Source organism: Lagierella sp. ICN-221743, assembly GCF_037890055.1.
Classification (GTDB): Bacteria; Bacillota; Clostridia; order Tissierellales; family Peptoniphilaceae; genus Mediannikoviicoccus.
Map to the genome: position 1 here is coordinate 92457 of NZ_JBBKBD010000002.1, position 22272 is coordinate 114728.

Consider the following 22272-nt stretch of genomic DNA (forward strand, 5'->3'; position numbering starts at 1 on the left):
ATACCTTCTTACTTTTCTTTTTGTTTTACATATTCAATTACTTCATCTACGTCAAAAGAAATTTTATCTTCGTCTATAAGATGGAAGCATGGTATTCCAACTAATTTTTGTTCCTTTACCTTATCAAATTCTTCTCTGCTATCTCTAAGGGCAAGAAATTCTTTTAATCTTACAATAGATCTCATAATATCTCTGTAATTATGTTTTATTCCATTTTCCTTAAGCTTATCTGAAGCAGGTTTACACATAGGGCATTCGCTGCCACCATATACAACTATCTCCATTAAAACTCTATCCTTTCAGCAATAAAGTCAATTAAGTCGTCAATCTTAACTCTCTCTTGCTCCATACTATCTCTATGTCTAACAGTTACAGTTTCATCTTCTAGAGTATCAAAATCAACTGTGATGCAGAAAGGTGTTCCCGCTTCGTCCTGTCTTCTATATCTCTTACCTATTGATCCTGAAACGTCTGTGTCAACATTAAACACTCTAGATAACTTTTTATAAACTTCGTCACTCTTATCAGTTAATTTTTTAGTAAGAGGAAGTACCGCAGCCTTATATGGTGCCAGTGCTGGATGAAGTTTTAACAGATTTCTTGTTGTTCCGTCTTCAAGAGTTTCAACTTCATATGCGTTGCAAAGGAAAGTTAAGAACATTCTATCAACACCTACTGAAGGTTCTACGCAATATGGAACATATTTTTCATTTGTAATAGGATCTGTGTATACAAAATCCGCATTAACTGAATTAATATGTTGATTTAGGTCGTAGTCTGTTCTGTCCGCAATTCCCCAAAGTTCTCCCCATCCAAATGGGAATTTGTATTCGATATCTGTTGTAGCAACACTATAGAAAGACAATTCTTCTTTGCTGTGATCCCTAAGTCTAAGTCTATCTTCTTCCACTCCTAGGTCCACAAGGAAATCGTAGCAGTACTTTCTCCAGAAGTTAAACCATTCTAAATCTTCTCCTGGTTTACAGAAAAATTCTAGTTCCATTTGTTCGAACTCTCTTGTTCTAAAGACAAAGTTTCCTGGTGTAATTTCATTTCTAAATGACTTACCAATTTGCGCAATTCCAAAAGGAACTTTTTTTCTAGATGTTCTTTGAACATTTCTAAAGTTAACAAAGATACCTTGTGCAGTTTCTGGTCTTAAATAGATTTCAGAAGTTGAATCCTCAGTAACACCTTGGAATGTTTTAAACATTAAGTTAAATTTACGAACATCAGTGTAATCAAACTTACCACATTTAGGACAAGCAATATGTTCTTTGTGTAAAATCTCCATTAGTTCGTCATTTGACATTCCATCAAGACCCGTTAACTCTTCTCCCTTTTCATCTAGGTAGTAGTCCTCTATTAGCTTGTCAACTCTAAATCTTGACTTACAAGCTTTACAGTCTATAAGAGGGTCAGAAAATCCACCAACATGACCTGATGCAACCCAAACGTCAGGATTCATAAGTATTGCTGCGTCAATGCCAACATTATACTCTTTTTCTTGTACGAACTTTTTCCACCATGCTTTTTTTACATTGTTCTTTAATTCAACTCCAAGTGGACCATAGTCCCAAGTATTTGATAATCCACCATATATTTCTGATCCTGGAAAAACATATCCTCTCATCTTTGCTAATGAGACAATTTCTTCCATTGTAATATCCTTTTTCATAATTCCTCCTTATTTAATAAAAAAACTTCCGACTCTAGCCTAAGCTAGGGACGAAAGTTATCCGCGGTTCCACCCTAATTACGGCCATTGCCGTCTCTTAAAGTTAAGGCTCCAAGACTCCCCACATTTAAGTTTTGCTAATTTCCACCAAACATTAGCTCTCTTTAAAAAACTTTAGATGCTTTTTTCTCTTCACGGCCCTATTAAATTTTAAAATCAAGGATTATTTGATGAGTAAATCTCCAAAATTTATTCTTGTTTTAATTCTTTTCTATCTTCGTCTAAGTCAGATAAAATATCTTTTAGCTTGTCTTGTGTAGTAGCTAATAACTCATCAACATAAGTCATAGATTCGTTCTTTAAAATTAAAGCATTCTTTTCCGCTTTTGTTACAATATCTTCTGCATATTTGTTAGCACTCTTTGTAACTTCGTGTTCGCTAATCATATTATTAAAAGTTTCTTTTGCGTCATTAATAATCTTGTCAGCTTGTCTTCCTGCATCGTTTCTTATCTCTTCAGCATCTCTTTCAGCTTCTGCTAAAATTTTATCCTTTTCTTCATTTACCCATTGAGCTTGTTTAATTTCTCCAGGTAGTCCTTGTCTAATTTGTTGTAATAGATGAAGAACGTCATCTGCATCTACTAAAACTTTCTTTGAAAAAGGAACTGTTGATGCGTCATCTAAAAGATCTTCTATCTCTTCGATAATTTGATTTACATCCATACAAATACCTCCAATTTATAATTCTGTTCCAATTATATAATAAAACCTTGACATATACAAGAATTTAACTGTATAAAATTTCATTACTTAAGATTATTTAACATTTCATAAGCCAGGCTTGGCACAAGTTTTTTATAATCTCCATTATAATGAAATATTTCTTTTACTAGTGAAGAACTTACATGTGAATATATTGGACTTGAAACCATAAAATAAGTTTCAATTTCATCATTCATAGATTTGTTTGCAAGGGCCATTTGAACTTCTGTCTCATAATCTGAAATCATCCTCAGTCCTCTAAGAATATTGTAAACATCTAGCTCTTTGCAAAGTTCTATAAGAAGGCCCCCAAATATAACTACTTCCACATTTGGAATTTCTTTACATGCATCTTCAATGATTTTTTTTCTATCGTATACGTCAAATATATAATTCTTATTTACATTGTTTAATATGGCTACATAAACCTTGTCAAATTTTTTTGCAGCCCTGGCAATAATATCTAAATGCCCTAAAGTTATTGGGTCAAAACTTCCTGGATAAATTACTTTCATTCTACTCTCCACCTAAAAAATAGATAATCTTCTTTCCATACTCTTTGGTTTTTATTATATCATAGCCATTAATTTCTAATCTTTGCTCCGATTCAACAATGATGATTCCATCATCATTTAAAAGTTTATTTTCTCTAATAAAACCTAAGCTGTCATAGTATAAATCGATTTTATCATATGGTGGATCTAGAAAAATATAGTCAAATTTTATATTATCTGACTTTATATTAAAAAGATTTCTTTCATTATCACTCTGATAAATTTTTGCATTAGCAGTAAAACCGGTGCTATTTAGATTTTCCTTTATGCAGTTAATATTTAATCTGCTCTTGTCGCAAAAAACTACCAAATCCGAACCTCTACTTAAAAATTCTATTCCCATGCCACCAGTGCCTGCAAATAAATCAAGAGCCTTTGATCCCTCTTCAATATTGAAAAGGGAATTAAAGATGGATTCTTTTATCCTATCTTCTGTTGGCCTTGTATTTGGATCCCTTGTACTAAGTAATCTCATGCCCTTTTTCTTTCCTGAAATAACCCTCATAACTTACCTCAATTAAAAATAATTTGTGATTCAATTTCTTTAGAATAACTATTAAGTTCTTCTTTTAAACTTTTATAGTCAACAGAGTCTAATTTGTTATTGTCTAAAACATCTCTCGTTATGCTTCGAACCTTCTTTAACATATCTATGTCTTCAAACAGGTTTACTAATTTAAACTGTTCTTCTCCTGATTGTCTAAATCCAATAACATCTCCAGAGCCTCGTAACTCTAAATCTTTTTTAGCAATAATAAAACCATCATTGGTGGATTCCATTATTCTCATTCTCTCTCTTGCAATTTGACTTTTAGAATCATTAAGTAAAATACAATATGATTGATAACTTCCCCTACCAACTCTTCCCCTTAGTTGGTGAAGCTGTGAAAGTCCAAACCTGTCTGCGTTATAAATTACCATTGTGTTTGCATTTGGAACATTCACACCAACTTCAATAACTGTGGTGGAAAAGAGTATCTTAGTTTCATTCTTTATAAAACTTTCCATTATCTCGTCTTTTGTCTTTGGGTTTAAAGCACCATGGATTAGGCCAGTTTTTATATTTCTAAAATAAGTTTCGTTTAGTCTTTCATAAAGTTCTTCTACAGAAGTTAAATTTAAACTTTCCGACTCTTCAATAAGTGGACATACAATATAACATTGTCGACCTTCATTTACATGCTTAATAAGAAAATTCATTATTCTCTTTTCATAATTCATTCCCACTGCATAGGTCTCGATGTTTTTTCTTCCCTTAGGTAACTCGTTTATAATTGAAATGTCTAGTGAACCATATTTTGCCAGCGCAAGTGTCCTTGGTATTGGTGTAGCAGACATAACTAAAGTGTCTACATTGCCTTTACCAGTTAGAATTGCCCTCTGTTTTACTCCAAACCTGTGTTGCTCATCAGTTATAACAAGACCAATGTTTTCAAAAGTAACATTATCTTCTAGCACCGCATGTGTTGAAACCACCACATCAATATTGCCATTTTTTATATCTTCAATAATTTTTTCTTTTTTGACCTTGCTCAATGATCCCTTCAGTATACCAACTCTAATTCCATATCCTAAAAACATATCTCTCAAATCTTCATAGTGCTGAGTGGCTAATATTTCAGTTGGCGCCATAAGTACCGATTGATATCCATTGTAATAGGCGTTTAAAATTGCTATTGCGGCTACAATGGTCTTGCCTGAACCTACATCTCCTTGTAATAGCCTGTTCATAATAAAAGACGACTTCATATCTTCAAGAATTTCTCCCACAACTCGTTCTTGTGCAGATGTAAGCTCGAATGGCAATTTTTTTATAAACTCATCCACTTCAGGAGCAATTTTAAATGAAATCCCCTCTTTGTTTATTTGAGAAAAATTCATATCTAAATACAGTTGATATAGAAACAACTCTTGAAACTTTAATCTTTCAATAGCTTTTTGTAGTAGAGACATGGAGTTTGGAAAGTGGATGTTTATAATGGCCTCTCTATAGCCCATTAGGTTATTAGAGTCTAGTATATCCTTTGGTAAATTTTCTTTAAACTTCATCTTTTGTAGCGACTGGGCGATAAAGTTTCTTAAATCATTTTGAGTTAGTCCCTTAGTTACATTATAAACTGGAACGATTTTTCCAAGTTTATTTCCTAAAGTCTTACTAATTATAGGATTTGTTATCTTTAACTGTCCCTTGTAGTTTTCAACCTTACCAAATACATAAACTTTTTCCACATTCTTAAAATTGTTTAGAATATACGATTGATTAAACCAAACTAACTCAATTTTATATTTACCATCAGTTGCCCTAATGGTTGTAATATTTTTGTTTCCACCTAAGTACCTAGTGCTAGGACTGTTTAATAGATTTAAATGCAAAAGAGCATCCTCTTTTCCATAAGCCTCTTCTATAGTCTTAGGATCTCTTCTGTCTTCATATCTAAAGGGATAATGAAAAATCAAATCTTTAACACTTGTAATATGCAAATTATTTAAATATTCTCTTTTCTTCGGTCCAAGACCTTTTATATCTTGTAATTTCATATAATCAACTCTATTTTAAAAAGCCCTACATAAGTAAGGCTCTTTCTTATTCTACAGATATTATATAGTGATAAAGAGGTTGTCCTCCTCTAATAAATTCAACATCAATATCCTTGTAAATTCTTTTAAGTTTTCTTTCAAGCTCGTTAACAATTTTATCTTCAACATCGCTGCCGTAGTAAACGGTTAATAGACTTGCTTCATCATCAACAACTTTTTCTAGCAATTCTAAGGTGGTCTTATTTACTTTCTTTCCTGTTGCAAGTATCTTTCCACCTTCAATTCCTATGAAGTCGTCTTTTTTAATCTTTAGACCATCCATTTCAGTATCTCTTACTGAGAATGTAACTTGAGCAGTTCTTACAGCTTCTAAAGCTTCTGTCATCTCGTCAAAGTTTTCTTCTACACTATTATCTTCATCAAAAGATAACATTGCAACTACACCTTGTGGTACAGTTTTAGTCTTTAGTATATGAAGATTCTTTTCAGAAAGCTCTTTAGCTTGTTCCGCTGCAAGTATGATATTGCTATTATTTGGCAAAATGAATATATCATCTGCATTTATTTTTTTAACAGCTTCAAGTATGGTCTCTGTAGATGGATTCATTGTTTGACCACCAGAAATAACTTGATCTACTCCGAGCTCTTCAAAAATCTTTTCAAATCCATCTCCAGTGGAAATTGAAACAAAACCATATTTCTTTGTTTCATCAGGATTGTTGTATGGATCTAAATAAACATCTGCTTCATGTCCCATAACCACATGGCTATGTTGTATTCTCATATTGTCTATTTTAATATCTTTTAATTGTCCGAGTTTTAATGCTTCTTCCAAAACTTTTCCAGGATTATTTGTATGGATATGTGTCTTTATAAGACCTTCTCCACCAACTACGATTAAGCAGTCTCCTAGACTCGAAATCTTATTTCTAAATTGTAAATAGTCTCCTTTTTCTGATTCAATTAAAAATTCAGTACAATAACCAAATTTAATATCACCTGAAACTTCACTTTGGTGATTATGCTCAGGGACCTTTACTTTAATTTCTTCATTTTCGTCATAATTAGAAAGATTGTTATAATTTAAAGCGCCTTCCATCATTACAACTAGTCCTCTACCTCCAGCGTCTACTACACCAGCCTGTTTTAATACTGGTAGCATATCAGGAGTTGTATCTAAAACCTTAGATGCTTCTTCAGTAATATCTTTAAAAAACTCTTTTACATCAGTATAGTTTTGATAGTTTTCTTCAGCAAACTCTGCAGCACCTCTAATAACCGTAAGTATTGTACCTTCGGTTGGTTGCATAACAGCATTATAAGCTACCTTACATGCGCTTGCCATAATGTCTCTAAGAACTAGAACATCTATTGATTCGCTTTCTCCAATTCCCTTTGCAACACCTCTTAGTATTTGAGATGTTATTACGCCAGAGTTACCTCTAGCACCCATTAGTGAACCATTGCTAAATGCCTTAATAACTTCTTCAATATTGTCAGAATCTACTGATTGTAAATTGTTATATGCCGATTTTAGAGTTAAAGACATATTTGTTCCTGTGTCTCCATCTGGTACAGGAAAAACATTTAAACTATTTAACTCTTGTTTATGATTATCAAGATTAAAATAAACTCCTGATAAAATCTTTTTTAAACTTTTACCATCTATTATTGACATTCTATCCCTCCTGATTTTGGAGTCTTATATCTCTTACGATTACATTAATTTCATTGACTCTTATGCCTGTTTCATGCTCAACTTGAAATTTAATTGTTTCTATAATATTTTCGCAAACAGTTGCAATCTTAACTCCAAATTCAAGTATTACAGATACATCTATGTTTAGGTTATTATCTTCAATTTTTAAAACTATTCCTTCTGAAAGACTTTCTTTTGAAAGTAAGTTCATAATGCTCTCTGATGCAGATGCATTAACAAGTCCAACAACGCCATAGCATTTCATAGCTGCATCACTGGCAATAGTTGCTATAACCTGGTCATTTATTTTAATTAAACCAAATTCGTTTTTTATACTAGCTGACATAATTCCTCCTTGTTTATAACAAATACTATTGTATTACATTTTAAGTTATTTTAAAATCATTACTCATTAGATTATACCCAATTATTCTCCAATTAATCTACCCTTTATTTTACACTATTTCTATTTTAGTTTGCAAAGGCTTTAAAATTTTGTTATAATACCATTGTTATTATTCAATAAACGCTGATTGGAGGTGTAACAATGGCAAGAAAATGTGATATCTGTGGAAAGAGCAAAGTATTTGGTAACAAAATAACTTTCTCACATAGAAAAATTAATAGAACATGGGCGCCAAATATAAGAAGAGTTAAAGCAGTTGTTGATGGTAGACCTAAGAGAATTAATGTTTGTACTAGATGCTTAAGATCTGGTAAAGTAGAAAGACCTCAAAATTTTTAATGAAAATACCTTGTTAGGTATTTTTTTTTACACTTTTTTAATCTCTTGATTCAATTATTAATGCTCTTCCCTCTATGTCAATAGTTGCTTCGTCATATTTAAGCTCATTGCTTAAGAATCTACTTTGAGAATAGTTTAGTTCTAAATCTTTAACTTCATATAGAAATCCAATAGTACTAACCCTTATCTTTTCTTCTAATGGTATTACTGAAACATAATCATATTCTTTTTTTATAACATTTTTTCTCTTTCCAAATCTAATCCTATTGTGACTATCTACTATAAATGCATCTATCCCTTTTTCATAAATTTCCTTTAGAAGTGATATATTCGATAGAGTATGGTCCATTCTAGTTCCCGTTGCGTTTAGAATAAAAATTTTATCCGGTTTTTTTGAAATGGCATATTCTACCGCTGCATGTGTATCAGAAATATCTTTAATAGGATTTAATTTATTTATTTCTTTAACCAAATCAGATTGAAGAAAATCTTTATTATCTATGGAGTCAAAATCACCTATGGCAATGTCCATGGTAATCCTTGATTTTAATAGCTCCTCAACTCCCCTGTCCACTCCAATAAGTAAATCTGCATTTTTTGTGTATTTAAATAAAAGGGAGGCGTTTATAAACTCGCCCCCCGTAACTATTGTAACTATCATTATGCTTGGTTCTTAACCCTTGGAAAAATAATTAAAATCAATATAATAGCAATAATCATATTTGGTAATGTGTAGGAGCCGTTATATAGAATTGAACCCAATAAGAAAGGTTTGTCTTGTGGTAAATATTGTTTAAAGAACACAACTCCTGAAATAACAGCAGCTAACATTCTTAAAGCAGTTGCAAAAATTGTTCCAATGATTAACTTTGCGTTATTTACCTTGCCATTAACAATTAGATTATTTCTAAACAGTCCTGTTAAACCAAGCATTGCATATGCAAGTGGATAGTCCAGCAAGAATTGAATTAGATTTAAAAAGAAAGGATCCATAGCATAGTCTAGTAGACCATATAGCGCACCAAGCAATAAACCTTTTTTCCATCCCCATCTGAAGCCAAATATTAAAAGAGGAACGTATCCTCCCGGAGTAATTGAGCCTCCCTGTGGTAACTTATAAAGTCTAATTAAGTTTAGAATATATGTCAATGCCAACATTATTCCTGCTTCCGCAATAAATCTTGTGTTACTTTTTCTACTTTCCAATATTGTCCTCCTATAAAATTTCTTTATACTTATCAAGCTTAACTTGCATCGCATCTAAATCTTTACTAAAAACATCTGATCCAGAAACAAATAAATCAATATCCAAGTCTAAAAGTTTTTCAATATTTGTGGTCTTTACTCCACCATCAATTTCTAGAATGATATTAGGATTGTTTTTATTTATGAGTTCTCTAACTTTTCTAATTTTTTTAACTTGAGACTCTATAAAACTTTGTCCACCAAAACCTGGATTAACAGTCATAATAAGTATTAGGTCAAGTTCGTCCCAAAGATAATCTAAAACCTCAACAGGTGTACCTGGATTTAGAGAAACTCCTGCCTTCATTCCCATCTCTCTAATCTGTTGTAATACTCTAAGAGGATGTTTAGTGGCTTCATAATGAATAGTTACTATGTCACATCCTGCATTTTTGAAATCCTCAATATATTTTTCAGGACTTGTAATCATTAAATGTGTATCAAAAATAAATTCATAATTTTCTCTCAATGATTTAATAATTCCTGGACCAAAAGATATATTTGGCACAAAATTTCCATCCATAACATCTAGATGTAAGTACTTGATTTCATTTTTCGCAAGTATATCCAGTTGTTTTGAAAGATTATAAAAGTCGGCCGATAGTAGTGATGGTGATAAAAAACTCATTAATACCCCCTTGTGTTTCTGAATTCTTGTAGCAATAATAAATAATTCTTATATCTGCTTTCAGCTATTTTTTTGTCTTGCAAAGCTTCCTTTACTGCACATTTAGGTTCATTTTCATGAATACAATTATTGAATCTGCATCCTTCTTTAAGGTTTACGAACTCCCTAAAGCCATCGGAAATCTCAATTATTCCATTTACAAAGTCTAAAGAAAGCGCAGAAAAGCCAGGAGTATCTATAACATAACTCCCGTCTTTTATTTTAGATATTTCTATATGTCTAGTGGTATGTCTGCCCCTAAGTGACTTTTCACTTATGGCACCAGTTTCAAAGTCAAAATGAGAAAATATTTTATTTAATGTAGTAGACTTTCCAACTCCTGAAGGTCCTGTAACGGCAGTAGTCTTATTCTTAAACAGCTCTGCTAGCTCGCCATTATAAACTTCTTTATTTGTATTCAAGTATATATCATAGCCAATATCTTTATATATTTTTGAAATGTTATTGCTGTATTCTTCATCAACTAAATCAGTTTTATTAAAAATAATTCTGGTTTCAATATTGGAAAGTTCTAACATCAAAAGATATTTGTCCAATGTATATAAATTTATATCAGGAGAAGAAAGACTCGTTATAACTATTACCTGGTCCACATTCGAAATAGGTGGCCTTAGAAGTTGATTTTTTCTTTCGTGCACCTCGTTGATATAGGCAGTGCCATCGCTATTTAATAAAATATCAACTTCATCTCCAACTATTGGTTTAATTTTATTATTTCTAAAAAGCCCTCTTGCCTTGCATAGATAAACTTGTCCTTCTTTTTCTACATAATATATTCCTCTATGGGATTTAATAATCTTAGACATTATTCTATAGTTTCTCCACTATATAATTCGTCATTGACATAAACATTGTAGCTTTCTCCCCTACGAACATTAATAGTTATATTGGCATCGCCCCTTGCTGTATCAAGTTGACGATTGTAAACATTAACTTCCTTATCTCCGACAATTCTTTCAATTCTAACATTATATGCCCCTGGTGAAATATCAGCTACTCTGACCCTAAAAGTATAGGATGTTGTCTTTTTGTTTGTGTTTGATTCGGCAGCTTCTTCCGAAGGTTTTTCCTTTTCTCCTGTACTAACTTGAAGATTTATTACGGAACCCTTCTTGACCATAACTCCATTGTCAACGCTTTGGCTTATAACTACACCCTTGTCAATTGTGCTAGAAGCAGTTTCTTCAATATTGTACTTTAAACCAACTTCTGCAAGTTTTTCAGTAGCTTTTCTAACATTCATTCCCGCTACATTGATCATCGGAACTGTATCATCTTCTTTTCCCTTAGAAACCACTAATTCAACTGTAGAATCTTTCTTAACAGATTCTCCTGCGCCTGGTTTTTGGCTTATAATATATCCTTCATCAAAATTGTCGCTAAAGGAGTCTTTAATTTCAACTTGAATTCCAAGTGCCTCAAGAGATGATATTGCATCATTCTTCTTCCAATTAGTATAGCTCTTAAGAATAATATCTTCTTCTCCACCACTTACATAAACTTCTATTATTGATCCTCTTTTAAGCTCTGTTCCACTTTCTGGGTCTTGTTCTGCAATAAGCCCTTCTTTTTGATCTGATTCAACAGTTCCCATTACTTTAATTTTTAAATCAAAGTCCAGTTCATCAAGTTGTTCTTGAGCTGAATCCACATCAATACCTATAAGAGGAGGCGCTTTTACAACATCACCTTTAATAAGATTTCCCTTGACAAATTTTACTCCTACTACGGAAGCAGAAACGACTATAAGTGCAAGCAAAATTGGAAGAATATAAGTCTTAAAGAAACCACCCTTCTTTTCTTCTTCCTCATCTTCATATTCTTTTTTCATATTGTATACTGCCTTTTCCTCAGTCTTAGGTTTTATATCCTCTTCTTTAATTACTCCAATTCTTTCAGTCTTATCAAAGTTGTCATCGTATGTCAATTTGAAGTTTCTAAAGTTTAATAGTGCCATCTTCATTTCAGTAGCAGAGCTAAATCTATTATTAGGATCCTTATCCATGGCCTTTAAAATAATATCATTAAGTCCTTGAGGAATATCTGGATTTATGCTCTTTGGTTCTACTAATTTATCTTGTATGTGTTTTAGTGCAATTCCAACTGCATTTTCTGCATCAAAAGGAACTCTTCCCGTTGCCATTTCATATAACACCACACCAAGAGAGTAGATATCAGATTTTTTGTCTATAAATTTTCCCTTTGCCTGTTCAGGTGAAATATAATGCACAGTTCCAAGTACTGTAGACGTATATGTTATGGTTGCAGATGAAGAAATTCTAGCAATACCAAAGTCTGTAACCTTAGCAACATTATCTTTATCCAAAAGTATATTATGTGGTTTTATATCTCTATGAACTACACCTTTCTTATGGGCAGCTTCAAGGGCAGATGCTATTTGAAAACCAATGTTTGCGACAAACTCCGCTCCCAGTGGCGCCTCATTATTGATTACATCTTTTAATGTTCTTCCATCAATGTATTCCATAACGATGTAGTTGTATCTTTGATCATTTACAACCGCATTTCCAACATCGTAAACAGAAACTATATTGTTATGTGATAGAGATGCAGCAGACTGGGCTTCCATGGCAAATTTTTTAAGAAATTCCTCATCATCCATGAACTCATCTTTTAATACCTTTATAGCCACATATCTATTTAACAATTTATCTTTTGCCTTATATACAACGGCCATTCCTCCAACGCCGATGTTTTCTTCAATTAAATATCTATTTCCAAGAGTTTGACCAATCATCTGTCTTCCTCCTTATGCGTATATAGTGAAATTGTAATATTATCGTATCCTCCTCTACTTAGACTAAGGTCTATGAGTTCGAATACTTTCTCTTCCTTTGTTTTGTCTTCTTTAGAAATAATTTCATCTATTTCTACATCTGAAACCAAAGAGTTTAGTCCGTCAGAACACAATAATACTTTATCCCCGTCGTTTATTTCCAAGGACGTTATGTCAGGTTCAACATTGAGTTCTGCACCTAGACTCTTAGTAATAACATTTTTTCTTCCATAGTTTTTAGCTTCCTCTTCAGTTATAGTTCCCGAAATCAACAAGTCATTCACCAAGGAGTGATCTCTTGAAACCTGTTTGAAACCAAAGGAGTTTTTGAAATATGCTCTACTGTCTCCTACGTTCAATATATATAAATAATTTTCATGAATAAGAGCTGCTACAATTGTTGTTCCCATGTTAGATAGCTCGTCATCATTATGTGATTCTTCATATATAATTCCATTAGAATAGCTAACGCAGTCAGCTAAAAATTTAGTCATATCCTCTACGTCTTCAAGATTTTCTCTAAAGTAGTAAATAAAAGATTTTACAGCTAATTCGGAAGCAATTTCACCTGCATTATGACCTCCCATGCCATCTGCAACAACCATTAATGTGGTGTCGCCGTCTACGTAATTGTCGTAGTAATCTTCATTTAATTTTCTTTGTAGCCCGATATCAGTTGCTGAAAAATAATTCAATTTATCACTTCCCTATTTCTTTTTTATGACCAGATCTTAATTGGCCACAGGCTCCATCAATATCTATTCCCATACTTTTTCTTATTGTTGCATTAATTCCTCTTTTAACAAGTTTTTGTTTGAAAATTTCCAAGTCATTTGAGTTTGTACTTGGTTTCCCAAATTCATCTATTGCATTTAAAGGAATTAAGTTTAGATGAAAGTTTTCATGACTAAACAATTTTACTATTTCATCTATATGTCTATCAGAATCATTGACATCTTTTATTAAAGTATATTCAAAACTAACTCTTCTCCCAGTTGATTTAAAATAATTTTTTGCACTTTCAAAAACCTCGCCTATTTTATATCTATTGTTAATAGGCATAATTGCACTTCTTTCAGAATCAAATGGATTATGAAGAGAAATAGTTAAGTTAATTGGTAAATCCTCTTGGGATAACCTATCAATTTCTTTAACAAGCCCACATGTTGAAAGGGTAATATTTCTTATTGACATATTGTACCCTCTCTCGTCAGTAATAATCTTTATAAACTTTATTACACTTTCATAGTTGTCTAATGGTTCGCCAATTCCCATTAAGACAACATTGTTCACTCTAATATCTTCCGTTCTTGAAACGTAATAGATTTGTTCCAAAAGCTCTGATACTTCTAAATTTCTTTCATATCCAGCCTTAGTAGATGCACAGAACTTACATCCCATTTTACATCCTACTTGGGAAGAAATACAAATGGTATTTCTATCATGATAACCCATTAAAACCGTTTCAATTAAAGCTCCATCTTCAAGTTTAAATAAGTATTTGGTGGTTTTATCTACCTTTGAAACAAACTTTTTAACCAGTTCTATTTTTTTGAACTTTCCTTCTTCTTCCAACATTTTTTTCATTTTTTTTGAAAGATTAGTAAAATTTTCAAAATCATTATAAAGTAAATGATGAATTCCTTCAAAAATTTGATTTGTTCGATATTTTTCTATGTTTAAATCTTGTAAAGAAGAATTTAATTCATTATATTCTAAGTTATTGTATATTATTTTTTTCATTAATCTTACACCATTATAACATACTAATTAGATGTTTTTTGAAACTTTGATATGAAAAAACCATCAGTACCCTTTTCATATGGCATTAGTGAAAGGTATGAAATATTATTATCTCTATAATTGAAATTAACAGGCTTAATATTTTCATATCTATCTAAAAAGTATTCTCTTTGCATTTCATTTTCCTGTTTGAAGATACTGCAGGTACTATAGACTAAATAGCCTCCTACTTTTAAATATTTCAAACAGTTATCCATTATTTCTCTTTGTGTTATTATTAGCTTTTCTAGTTCAGACTTTGTTCTTCTCAGTTTTATTTCAGGATTTCTACTAACTATTCCCGACCCTGAGCAAGGCGCATCTAACAAAATATAGTCAAAGGAGTTAACTAAATTCTCTTTAAACAAAACTCCATCAAAATTACTGTATTCTATATTTTTACATCCAAGTCTTTTTGCATTTTCTTTTATCTTTTCAATCTTTTGTTCATGCAAGTCATTGGCCAAAAATTCTCCAGTATTTGAAACAATTTCGGCCAAGTGACAGGTTTTGCCTCCCGGTGCTGCGCAAATATCAAGAATTTTAGAATTCTTTTCTGGATTCAAAACCAAACTTGTAAGAATTGAAGCGCCACCTTGAATAGTAAAGTGTCCGTTATTAAAAATATCAGTTTCAAAAAGATTACTTGCTTTAATTATGATTAATGCATCTTCTAAAAATGGATGCTCTTCATATTCTATATTTAGATTATCAAGCTCATACTTCAATTCTTTTGTAGAAGTTTTTAAATTATTAACCCTTATAACAAGATCTGGAACTTCCACATATGATTTCAAAATTTTTCTAATGGTTTTTATTTTATAATTTTCAAATAATAATTCATAAAAATCATCACTAACAGAGTATTTTGCCTTAAGCCTATCGTTAACTGACGGCATATTTGAAATCTTTTCTTCTATCGTTGAATTATCAATATTTCTTAAAATCGAATTAACCAGACCCTTATACTGAGTTACTTTAAAATACTCGCATGAATTTAAACTCTCGCTTACAATGGCATAATCTGGAATTGAATTCATAAAGAACTTTTGATATACTCCAACTTTTAAAATAGTTACTACTTCTTGAGGAAGAGTTTTATCTGGTTTATCAAGTTCTCCTAATATTGCCATCTCCAGGAATATATCATTTTCAATAACTCCAAGAACTATTTGCCTAATTAATTGAGAATTTAAATTCTTTGGAATTTTTGATAAAAGCTCAGAAGAGTATCCTCCTTGCTCCACATTTAATAAAACTTGTATGGAAAAATTTCTTTCATTCATTAATCGTCTCTTCTACTATTCATTAATCTTAGTAACTGTACCAATGAGAATAGTGCTGCTGCAATATATGTCATTGCCGCTGCAGAAAGCACTTTCTTGCCTTCTTGCATCTCTTCTCTTTGAAGTATTGATCCATCAAGGTTTTCTAATGCTCTTGAGCTTGCGTCAATCTCAACAGGAAGTGTTACTATTTGAAATAACACTGTTATTGCAAATACTGCAATGGCAACATTTATAAAAAATGGTGCTATGAAAATTCCAACCAAAAACATTGGGTAAATTGATCTTGATGCAAAATTCACAACAGGTACAAGACTATTTCTAAAGTTTAAAAAGGCATATCCTCTATCATGTTGAATAGCATGTCCCACCTCATGGGCTGCTATACTTACAGAAGCAATACTTGTATCGCTATAAACTCTTTCAGATAATCTAATTATATTTTCTGTAGGATCAAAGTGGTCTGTAAGTTCTCCTGAGATTGGAACTATTTTTACATCCGCAAGGCCATTTCTATCAAGAATTTCCCTTGCCGCTTGCATTCCAGTAATATTCTTTTTATTTTGTACCCTTGCATACCTTGCATAGGTACTTTTTATTTTCATTTGTGCTATAAGTCCAAACGCCATTGCCAGAAGTAAGGCAATCATCCAAAATCCGTTGCTATTATAATATGGCATCATTCCATACATAATATTACCTCCTATTTCAAATAAATATTTTTCTTAAATTCATTTCCCTTTAGAAAGTCTGCAACTGACATTCTTTTTTTGTTTGGAAATTGAATCTCCTTTAATAAAATATACCCATCTTTAGCGGTAATTTTTATATTTTCAGGACCAACTTCTTCAACAAAACCTGGTTCTTGTTTAACTTCTTCAATAACGTAATCCATATCTAAGACTTTTACATTATCTTCTTCATATTTAAAGAAGGATCCAGGCCATGGATAAAAACCTCTAAACTTGTTATAGATTTTTAAACAGTTGTCATCCCAAGAGATTTTTCCGTCTTTTCTATTTAACATTCCTTTGTATATTGCTTCTTCTTCATTTTGTTTTTTTCTATTTTCATAGTATTTTTCAAATTTTCCAAGTACTTCCACAATGCCCCTACCACCTAATACCATTAGTGCATCATGTAGCTCTTCTGCATTTTCATCTGGAGCTATTTCTTTTTCGAGGCTATAAAGGATATCTCCTGTATCAAGTCCTTTTTCAACAAGCATTATAGTTATTCCACTTTTTTCTTCACCTTCAACTATTGCCCAGTTTATAGGCGCCGCTCCCCTGTACTTTGGAAGTAGTGAAGAATGTACATTTAAAATTCTGTCCTTGAATTCCAAAAGCAGTCTTTCTTTAATAATTTGTCCATACGCAACTACCACAAGAAAATCCGGGTCTAAGGACTTTATTTTTTCAAAGCTTTCGTCACTATTTATATCATCTGGAGTAAATACATCTAAGCCTTTGTCCAGTGCATACTGCTTGACAGGAGTGGGAGTCATTTTGCCTCTATTTCTCTTTCTATCAACTTGAGAAATCACTAGAGGAATCTCAAACTTTTCACTTTCGTATACGGCTTTTAAAGACTCCACTGCAAATTCAGGTGTGCCCAGAAATATAACCTTAGGCTTCATCTATTCATCATCCTCTTCTTCTTTTTCAAGTTCACTATTGTCAAACATTTTTTTTGCTAATTGTGGATATAGTATTCCATCTAAGTGGTCAAGCTCGTGGCAAATACAAACAGCTTTGTACTCATCACAATTAACAACCACATTTTCGCCATTAACATCTGTGTATTCAAGAACCAAGTTCTTAGGTCTATCTACAAGTCCAGATTTGCCTGGAATTGATAAACAACCTTCCAAGTTCTCTTGATTCTCTTCAGATTTTTCGGTTATCCTTGGGTTTATCATTTTCATAACCCCATTTCCATCTTGCATATCTACAACCACAAGTCTTTTTAATATTCCTATTTGAGGCGCTGCAAGGCCAAGTCCATTGGCATCTCTCATAGTCTCTTCCATATCATCAAGAAGTTGCAAAATTCTATTATCAATTTTTTCAACTTCTCTAGCTTTTTTATTTAAAATTGGATCTCCTATAATCCTAATATTTCTAATAGCCATATTTACCTCCTTAGATAAAATTTGTCGGATTAAAAGTTAGGCTCAACTTGAATCCTTGTAAATCAACATTATATTTGTTATCTACTAAAATGGATTTGAAAATTTCCTTAATCTTTTCATTATCATCTTTGTACTTATAAAAAGTATAAAACCTATATCTATTGTTAATTCTTGAGATTGGACTTGGGTTTGGACCAATAATCTCAACCTCTTTTATTTTATTCTCTATTAATTCAGCTTGAATGTGCTGTTGCAGTTCAAATAATTTTTGTCTCGTCGCAATACGTTGATTCCCCGATATATTAATGCAAAAAATCGTATAAAATGGTGGATATTTAAATAGTTTTCTATGTTCTATCTCCATGTTGTAAAAATCTATAAAGTCATGATTCTTACTGGCCTCAATAGAATAGTTTTCTGGCTTATAAGTCTGTATAAAAACTTCACCAGCGTCATCTCCCCTTCCAGCTCTACCCGAAACTTGAGTTAACAACTGAAATGTGGTCTCCGTTGCCTTATAGCTTCCCACATTTAAACTTAAGTCTGCAGCTATAACACCTACTAGGGTCACGTTTGGAAAGTCAAAGCCCTTAGTTATCATTTGAGTTCCAACGAGTATGTCAATCTTACCTTGGTTCATCCTGTCAAATACTTCTAGATACTCTTGTCTGGTTCTTACGGTATCTGCATCCATTCTAAATATTTTTGCATCTGGAAAATTCTCATAGCAATACTCTTCAAGCTTTTCAGTTCCAGCACCAAACTCTCTTATATACTTACTTCCACAATTTGGACATATCTCTGGTTTCTTTTTAGTCCTTCCACATTGATGGCATAATAAGATGTTATTGTACTTGTGATAAGTCATTGAAACATCGCACGAGTCACAGTTCATTACATATCCACATCTTCTGCAAAATACATATGAAGTGTGTCCTCTCTTATTCAAAAACAAAAGTGTTTGCTTCTTGTTTTCCAAATTGTTTACAATTGCATCATGTAACTCTTCACCAACTACAGAAGTATTTCCCTTTTTAAGTTCTTCTCTCATATCGATTATATTTACTTTCGGTAATATTCCTGCAGTTGCCCTATTTTTTATATTTAGAATTTCATAATCATCCTGCTCTCCTAAGTAGTAGGACTCAATAGAAGGCGTTGCCGATCCAAGAACTAGTTTTGCATTTAGTCTTTCAATTAAAAATTCGCCAACTTCCCTTGTAACATACTTTGGATTCATATCCGAGATATAACTTTGGTCATGCTCTTCATCTATTATAATTGCTCCAAGATTATCCACCGGCGCAAATATTGCAGATCTTGCTCCAATAACTATCGGGAAGGTGCTATTTTTAATTTGCTGCCACTGTTCAAGTTTCTCCCTTTGATTTAATTTAGAGTGGAGCACTGCCACTTTTCCTGGAAATCTTCCTGAAAAACGAAGTATGGTCTGTGGTGTTAATGATATTTCTGGAACCAAAATAATACATGATTTTCCTTGCTCTAACATCTCTTCAACTATTTGAAGATAAATTTCCGTCTTTCCACTTCCTGTAATTCCATGAATTAAAAACTTGTTTTTATCTCCATCCAAAATGGATTTTAAAACAAATTGCTGTTCTTCGTTTAAAGATATTTTCGAATATTTTTTATAATCCCTTGTAACTTTTGTAAATTCATTTTTAAGTTCAAAGGATACTAATCCCTTTTCTACTAGACCTTTTAAACTAGATAGGGATGAATTTGTCTCCATTAAAATTGTTTTTTTATCAACAGGACCGTTTTCTAAAATAAATTCAAAGATTTTTTCTTGAGCCGGTGCATTTTTTAATTTGTTTTCTGTATCAACGTTTTTATTTATTGTGTAATACTCTACTAAATTCGGCTTAATTCTATCTTTAATATCATATTTTTCCTTTAAAACGCCTTCGTCAATTAAGTTTTCTATAGTTTCTTCGTCAAATCTCTCTACTGCCGCACTATACTCCCTTGGTCTTTGAAAAAAAACAGAAATATCCTTGTCGTTAGTTTCCTCATTTAGATAAATTAACTTTTCCAGATCCTTCCAATTTCCAGGCGGTAAAACTCTTTGGAATGCAGAAGATAAATCAGAGAGATATCTATCCCTCATAAAAAGAGCAAGGTCTATTAGCTCTTCAGAAATTATTGGCTCATGATCTACTAGTTTGTAAATGTCTTTTAACTTTACATCAACCAGTGGACTATCTGCAATCTCTACAACTATTCCAAGTTTTTTGGTGTTGCCTCTTCCAAATGGAACTATAACTCTGCTTCCTCTTTTTATATTTAATTTTAATTCTTCTGGAACGCTGTAACTGAATAATCGGTCCAGCACTCTCGTCTTATTTTCTAAAACAATATTTACTATCATATTAAATTCAAAATTTCATCTGCTAATTCGATTTTTGGCATTAGTGGTAGATCAATTGTCTCTTCTCTTGAAATAATTGACACCTTGTTATCATCCACATCAAAGCCTGAAGTGGAGCTTGAAACGTCATTTGCAATAATGTAATCGCAATTTTTTGATTCTAATTTTTTCACTGCATTTTCATATAGATCAAATGTCTCTGCCGCAAACCCAATTATCAACTGTTCTTTTTTCTTTTCACCAAAGTATTTTAAAATATCTTCATTTTCAACTAAGCTAAGTGTTAATTTATTCTTTGTTTTAATTTTATTTTCCGAATATTTTTCAACTCTAAAATCACATGGCGCAGCCGCCATAATCAAGCAGTCAGCATCATCAAATCTCTTTTCTATTTCGCTTTTAATTTCGTGGTTATAATTTATTCTTATGTTTTTTGGTCCATATGGAAGGCTTGTTTTACAATCTCCGTGTATCAGCGTTACATTAGCTCCTCTTTGAAATGCTTTTTTTGCAATTGCAAACCCCATCTTCCCACTGGAACGATTTGTAATATACCTTACTGGGTCAACATCTTCCCTAGTTGGCCCCGCTGTAACTATTATATTTTTACCCTTTAGGTCCTTTTCGACAAAGTAGTCTTCGACTCTTTCAAATATCTCTTCTGGTTCTGCAAGTCTTCCATTACCAATGGTGTTACAAGCAAGCATTCCAGACTTTGAATTAATAAACTCAAAATTTTTATCTTGTAATTTTTTTATATTTTCTTTTGTTACTGGATTTTCAATCATCTTTGTATTGGCTGAAAGGGCAAGCATAATCGTCTTGTCATATGCCAATACCGTAGAGGTTAGTAAGTTGTCTCCAATTCCATTTGCAATCTTTGCCAGTGTGTTTACAGTGGTTGGAGCGATTAAAAACAAATCCGCCCTCTTGGCCATCTCGATGTGTTCAACCTCTTCATGATGACCGCTGTGAAACATTTCTGTATGAACCTTGCCCCTACTAATGGTTTCAAAAACAAGGGGTGAAATCATTTTTGTAGCATTTTCAGTCATTATTATTTCAATTTCATACCCTGCCTTAACAAGTCGTGAACAAAGGTCTACTACCTTATAGATTGCTATTCCGCTTGTGACTCCAAGCAAAATCTTTTTATTCATTATTCATCCTTTTTTTCTTCTTCACTGTCGACATTGTAGGTTACTTTACCTTCCATAATTTCAGAAATTGCTGTTGTAACAGGATTTGTTGTCTTTGATTTTACCAGTGGTTCAGATCCGTCTATGATTCTTCTTGCTCTTTTTGATGCAATTACACAAATTGCATATCTACTTCCTGAAATTCTCTCTAATTCTTTAAATGATGGATTTATCATTATTTCATACCTCCTAAATATGTCGCTTTTAATTTTTCTGCTTCAATAATACATTGTATTTTATAAACTGTGTCATCAACTACATCGTTGACAACCGCATAATCGTATTTATCAATAAAAGAAAGTTCTTTTTCTGCATTATGCATTCTTAAATTAATAGTTTCTTCGTCCTCTGTGGCCCTTTTTGTAATTCTTGACCTCAACTCTTCCAGGTTTGGAGGAAGTAGGAATATATAAACTGCACCGGGGAAATTTTTCTTTACTTGCAAAGCACCTTGAACATCTATTTCAAGAATTACAATATTACCTTTGCCTATATTTTCCTCAACATAGGCCTTTGGTGTGCCATAAAAATTATTATGAACCTTTGCATGTTCTATAAATTCATCCCTCTTTACCTTTTCCTTAAACTCATCTAGAGATAAAAAATAATAGTTTTCTCCGTCAACTTCTCCAGGACGCTTTTTTCTTGTGGTTGCTGATATAGAGTACTTAATATCGTCTCTCTTTGCTCTTAGAGCTTCACAAACGGTGCCCTTACCGACACCTGAAGGTCCTGAAATAACCATTAAAAAACCATCTCTCATGTTGCCC

Annotated in this window: 24 protein-coding genes; 1 reads left to right on the forward strand and 23 read right to left on the reverse strand. The window is 32.4% G+C overall.

Annotated elements, in window-relative coordinates:
• Positions 1-8 precede the first annotated feature (8 nt).
• The 8 genes from WKS98_RS01530 to WKS98_RS01565 form a co-directional block, all read right to left on the reverse strand.
• Complete coding sequence (locus tag WKS98_RS01530) at positions 9-284, reverse strand: glutaredoxin domain-containing protein (protein WP_498916317.1); 276 nt, start codon at positions 282-284, stop codon at positions 9-11.
• Complete coding sequence (locus WKS98_RS01535; protein ID WP_498916319.1) at positions 284-1678, reverse strand: glycine--tRNA ligase; 1395 nt, start codon at positions 1676-1678, stop codon at positions 284-286. The genes WKS98_RS01530 and WKS98_RS01535 overlap by 1 nt, the downstream gene beginning before the upstream one ends.
• Before the next feature lie 249 nt (positions 1679-1927).
• Complete coding sequence (locus WKS98_RS01540; RefSeq protein WP_498916320.1) at positions 1928-2404, reverse strand: ATPase; 477 nt, start codon at positions 2402-2404, stop codon at positions 1928-1930.
• An 83-nt stretch (positions 2405-2487) separates the two neighbouring features.
• Positions 2488-2958: a pantetheine-phosphate adenylyltransferase gene (gene coaD / locus WKS98_RS01545; RefSeq protein WP_498916322.1), complete on the reverse strand. Its 471-nt coding sequence runs from the start codon at positions 2956-2958 to the stop codon at positions 2488-2490.
• 1 nt (position 2959) lies between these two features.
• Positions 2960-3502, reverse strand: coding sequence for a 16S rRNA (guanine(966)-N(2))-methyltransferase RsmD (rsmD, locus tag WKS98_RS01550; RefSeq protein ID WP_498916324.1), 543 nt, complete (start codon positions 3500-3502; stop codon positions 2960-2962).
• A gap of 8 nt (positions 3503-3510) precedes the next feature.
• Positions 3511-5535, reverse strand: coding sequence for an ATP-dependent DNA helicase RecG (gene recG, locus WKS98_RS01555; protein ID WP_498916326.1), 2025 nt, complete (start codon positions 5533-5535; stop codon positions 3511-3513).
• 46 nt (positions 5536-5581) lie between these two features.
• On the reverse strand, positions 5582-7213 hold the full coding sequence (locus WKS98_RS01560; protein WP_498916327.1) for a DAK2 domain-containing protein: 1632 nt from the start codon (positions 7211-7213) through the stop codon (positions 5582-5584).
• 1 nt (position 7214) lies between these two features.
• The gene (locus WKS98_RS01565; RefSeq protein WP_498916329.1) at positions 7215-7580 is read right to left on the reverse strand and encodes an Asp23/Gls24 family envelope stress response protein; all 366 of its coding nucleotides are present in this window, start codon (positions 7578-7580) and stop codon (positions 7215-7217) included.
• 201 nt (positions 7581-7781) lie between these two features.
• Between WKS98_RS01565 and rpmB the strand changes: the two genes are divergently transcribed.
• A complete protein-coding gene (rpmB, locus tag WKS98_RS01570; protein WP_498916330.1) occupies positions 7782-7979 on the forward strand; it encodes a 50S ribosomal protein L28 in 198 nt (65 codons plus the stop codon).
• 37 nt (positions 7980-8016) lie between these two features.
• Here the strand turns inward: rpmB and WKS98_RS01575 are convergent, their stop codons facing one another.
• The 15 genes from WKS98_RS01575 to gmk are packed head-to-tail and all read right to left on the reverse strand — an operon-like array spanning position 8017 to position 22265.
• The gene (locus WKS98_RS01575; RefSeq protein WP_498916332.1) at positions 8017-8640 is read right to left on the reverse strand and encodes a thiamine diphosphokinase; all 624 of its coding nucleotides are present in this window, start codon (positions 8638-8640) and stop codon (positions 8017-8019) included.
• A complete protein-coding gene (gene thiT, locus WKS98_RS01580; protein ID WP_498916333.1) occupies positions 8640-9185 on the reverse strand; it encodes an energy-coupled thiamine transporter ThiT in 546 nt (181 codons plus the stop codon). Before thiT ends, WKS98_RS01575 begins: the two co-directional genes overlap by 1 nt.
• A 10-nt stretch (positions 9186-9195) precedes the next feature.
• The gene (rpe, locus tag WKS98_RS01585) at positions 9196-9852 is read right to left on the reverse strand and encodes a ribulose-phosphate 3-epimerase (protein ID WP_498916334.1); all 657 of its coding nucleotides are present in this window, start codon (positions 9850-9852) and stop codon (positions 9196-9198) included.
• A complete protein-coding gene (gene rsgA, locus WKS98_RS01590) occupies positions 9852-10718 on the reverse strand; it encodes a ribosome small subunit-dependent GTPase A (RefSeq protein ID WP_498916336.1) in 867 nt (288 codons plus the stop codon). Before rsgA ends, rpe begins: the two co-directional genes overlap by 1 nt.
• Complete coding sequence (pknB, locus tag WKS98_RS01595; RefSeq protein ID WP_498916338.1) at positions 10718-12670, reverse strand: Stk1 family PASTA domain-containing Ser/Thr kinase; 1953 nt, start codon at positions 12668-12670, stop codon at positions 10718-10720. The genes rsgA and pknB overlap by 1 nt, the downstream gene beginning before the upstream one ends.
• The gene (locus WKS98_RS01600; RefSeq protein WP_498916340.1) at positions 12667-13404 is read right to left on the reverse strand and encodes a Stp1/IreP family PP2C-type Ser/Thr phosphatase; all 738 of its coding nucleotides are present in this window, start codon (positions 13402-13404) and stop codon (positions 12667-12669) included. Before WKS98_RS01600 ends, pknB begins: the two co-directional genes overlap by 4 nt.
• A gap of 4 nt (positions 13405-13408) precedes the next feature.
• Positions 13409-14452 (reverse strand): dual-specificity RNA methyltransferase RlmN, encoded by a 1044-nt coding sequence (rlmN, locus tag WKS98_RS01605; protein WP_498916341.1) that lies wholly within the window; start codon positions 14450-14452, stop codon positions 13409-13411.
• A gap of 23 nt (positions 14453-14475) precedes the next feature.
• Positions 14476-15777, reverse strand: coding sequence for a 16S rRNA (cytosine(967)-C(5))-methyltransferase RsmB (rsmB, locus tag WKS98_RS01610; protein WP_498916343.1), 1302 nt, complete (start codon positions 15775-15777; stop codon positions 14476-14478).
• Positions 15777-16469: a zinc metallopeptidase gene (locus WKS98_RS01615; protein WP_498916344.1), complete on the reverse strand. Its 693-nt coding sequence runs from the start codon at positions 16467-16469 to the stop codon at positions 15777-15779. Before WKS98_RS01615 ends, rsmB begins: the two co-directional genes overlap by 1 nt.
• A gap of 11 nt (positions 16470-16480) precedes the next feature.
• A complete protein-coding gene (gene fmt, locus WKS98_RS01620) occupies positions 16481-17416 on the reverse strand; it encodes a methionyl-tRNA formyltransferase (protein ID WP_498916346.1) in 936 nt (311 codons plus the stop codon).
• Positions 17417-17911: a peptide deformylase gene (gene def / locus WKS98_RS01625; protein WP_498916348.1), complete on the reverse strand. Its 495-nt coding sequence runs from the start codon at positions 17909-17911 to the stop codon at positions 17417-17419.
• 10 nt (positions 17912-17921) lie between these two features.
• Positions 17922-20303 (reverse strand): primosomal protein N', encoded by a 2382-nt coding sequence (gene priA / locus WKS98_RS01630; protein ID WP_498916350.1) that lies wholly within the window; start codon positions 20301-20303, stop codon positions 17922-17924.
• On the reverse strand, positions 20300-21463 hold the full coding sequence (gene coaBC / locus WKS98_RS01635) for a bifunctional phosphopantothenoylcysteine decarboxylase/phosphopantothenate--cysteine ligase CoaBC (protein WP_498916351.1): 1164 nt from the start codon (positions 21461-21463) through the stop codon (positions 20300-20302). Before coaBC ends, priA begins: the two co-directional genes overlap by 4 nt.
• Positions 21463-21678, reverse strand: coding sequence for a DNA-directed RNA polymerase subunit omega (gene rpoZ / locus WKS98_RS01640; protein ID WP_498916353.1), 216 nt, complete (start codon positions 21676-21678; stop codon positions 21463-21465). The genes coaBC and rpoZ overlap by 1 nt, the downstream gene beginning before the upstream one ends.
• Positions 21678-22265, reverse strand: coding sequence for a guanylate kinase (gene gmk / locus WKS98_RS01645; RefSeq protein ID WP_498916355.1), 588 nt, complete (start codon positions 22263-22265; stop codon positions 21678-21680). Before gmk ends, rpoZ begins: the two co-directional genes overlap by 1 nt.
• Positions 22266-22272: the final 7 nt, after the last annotated feature.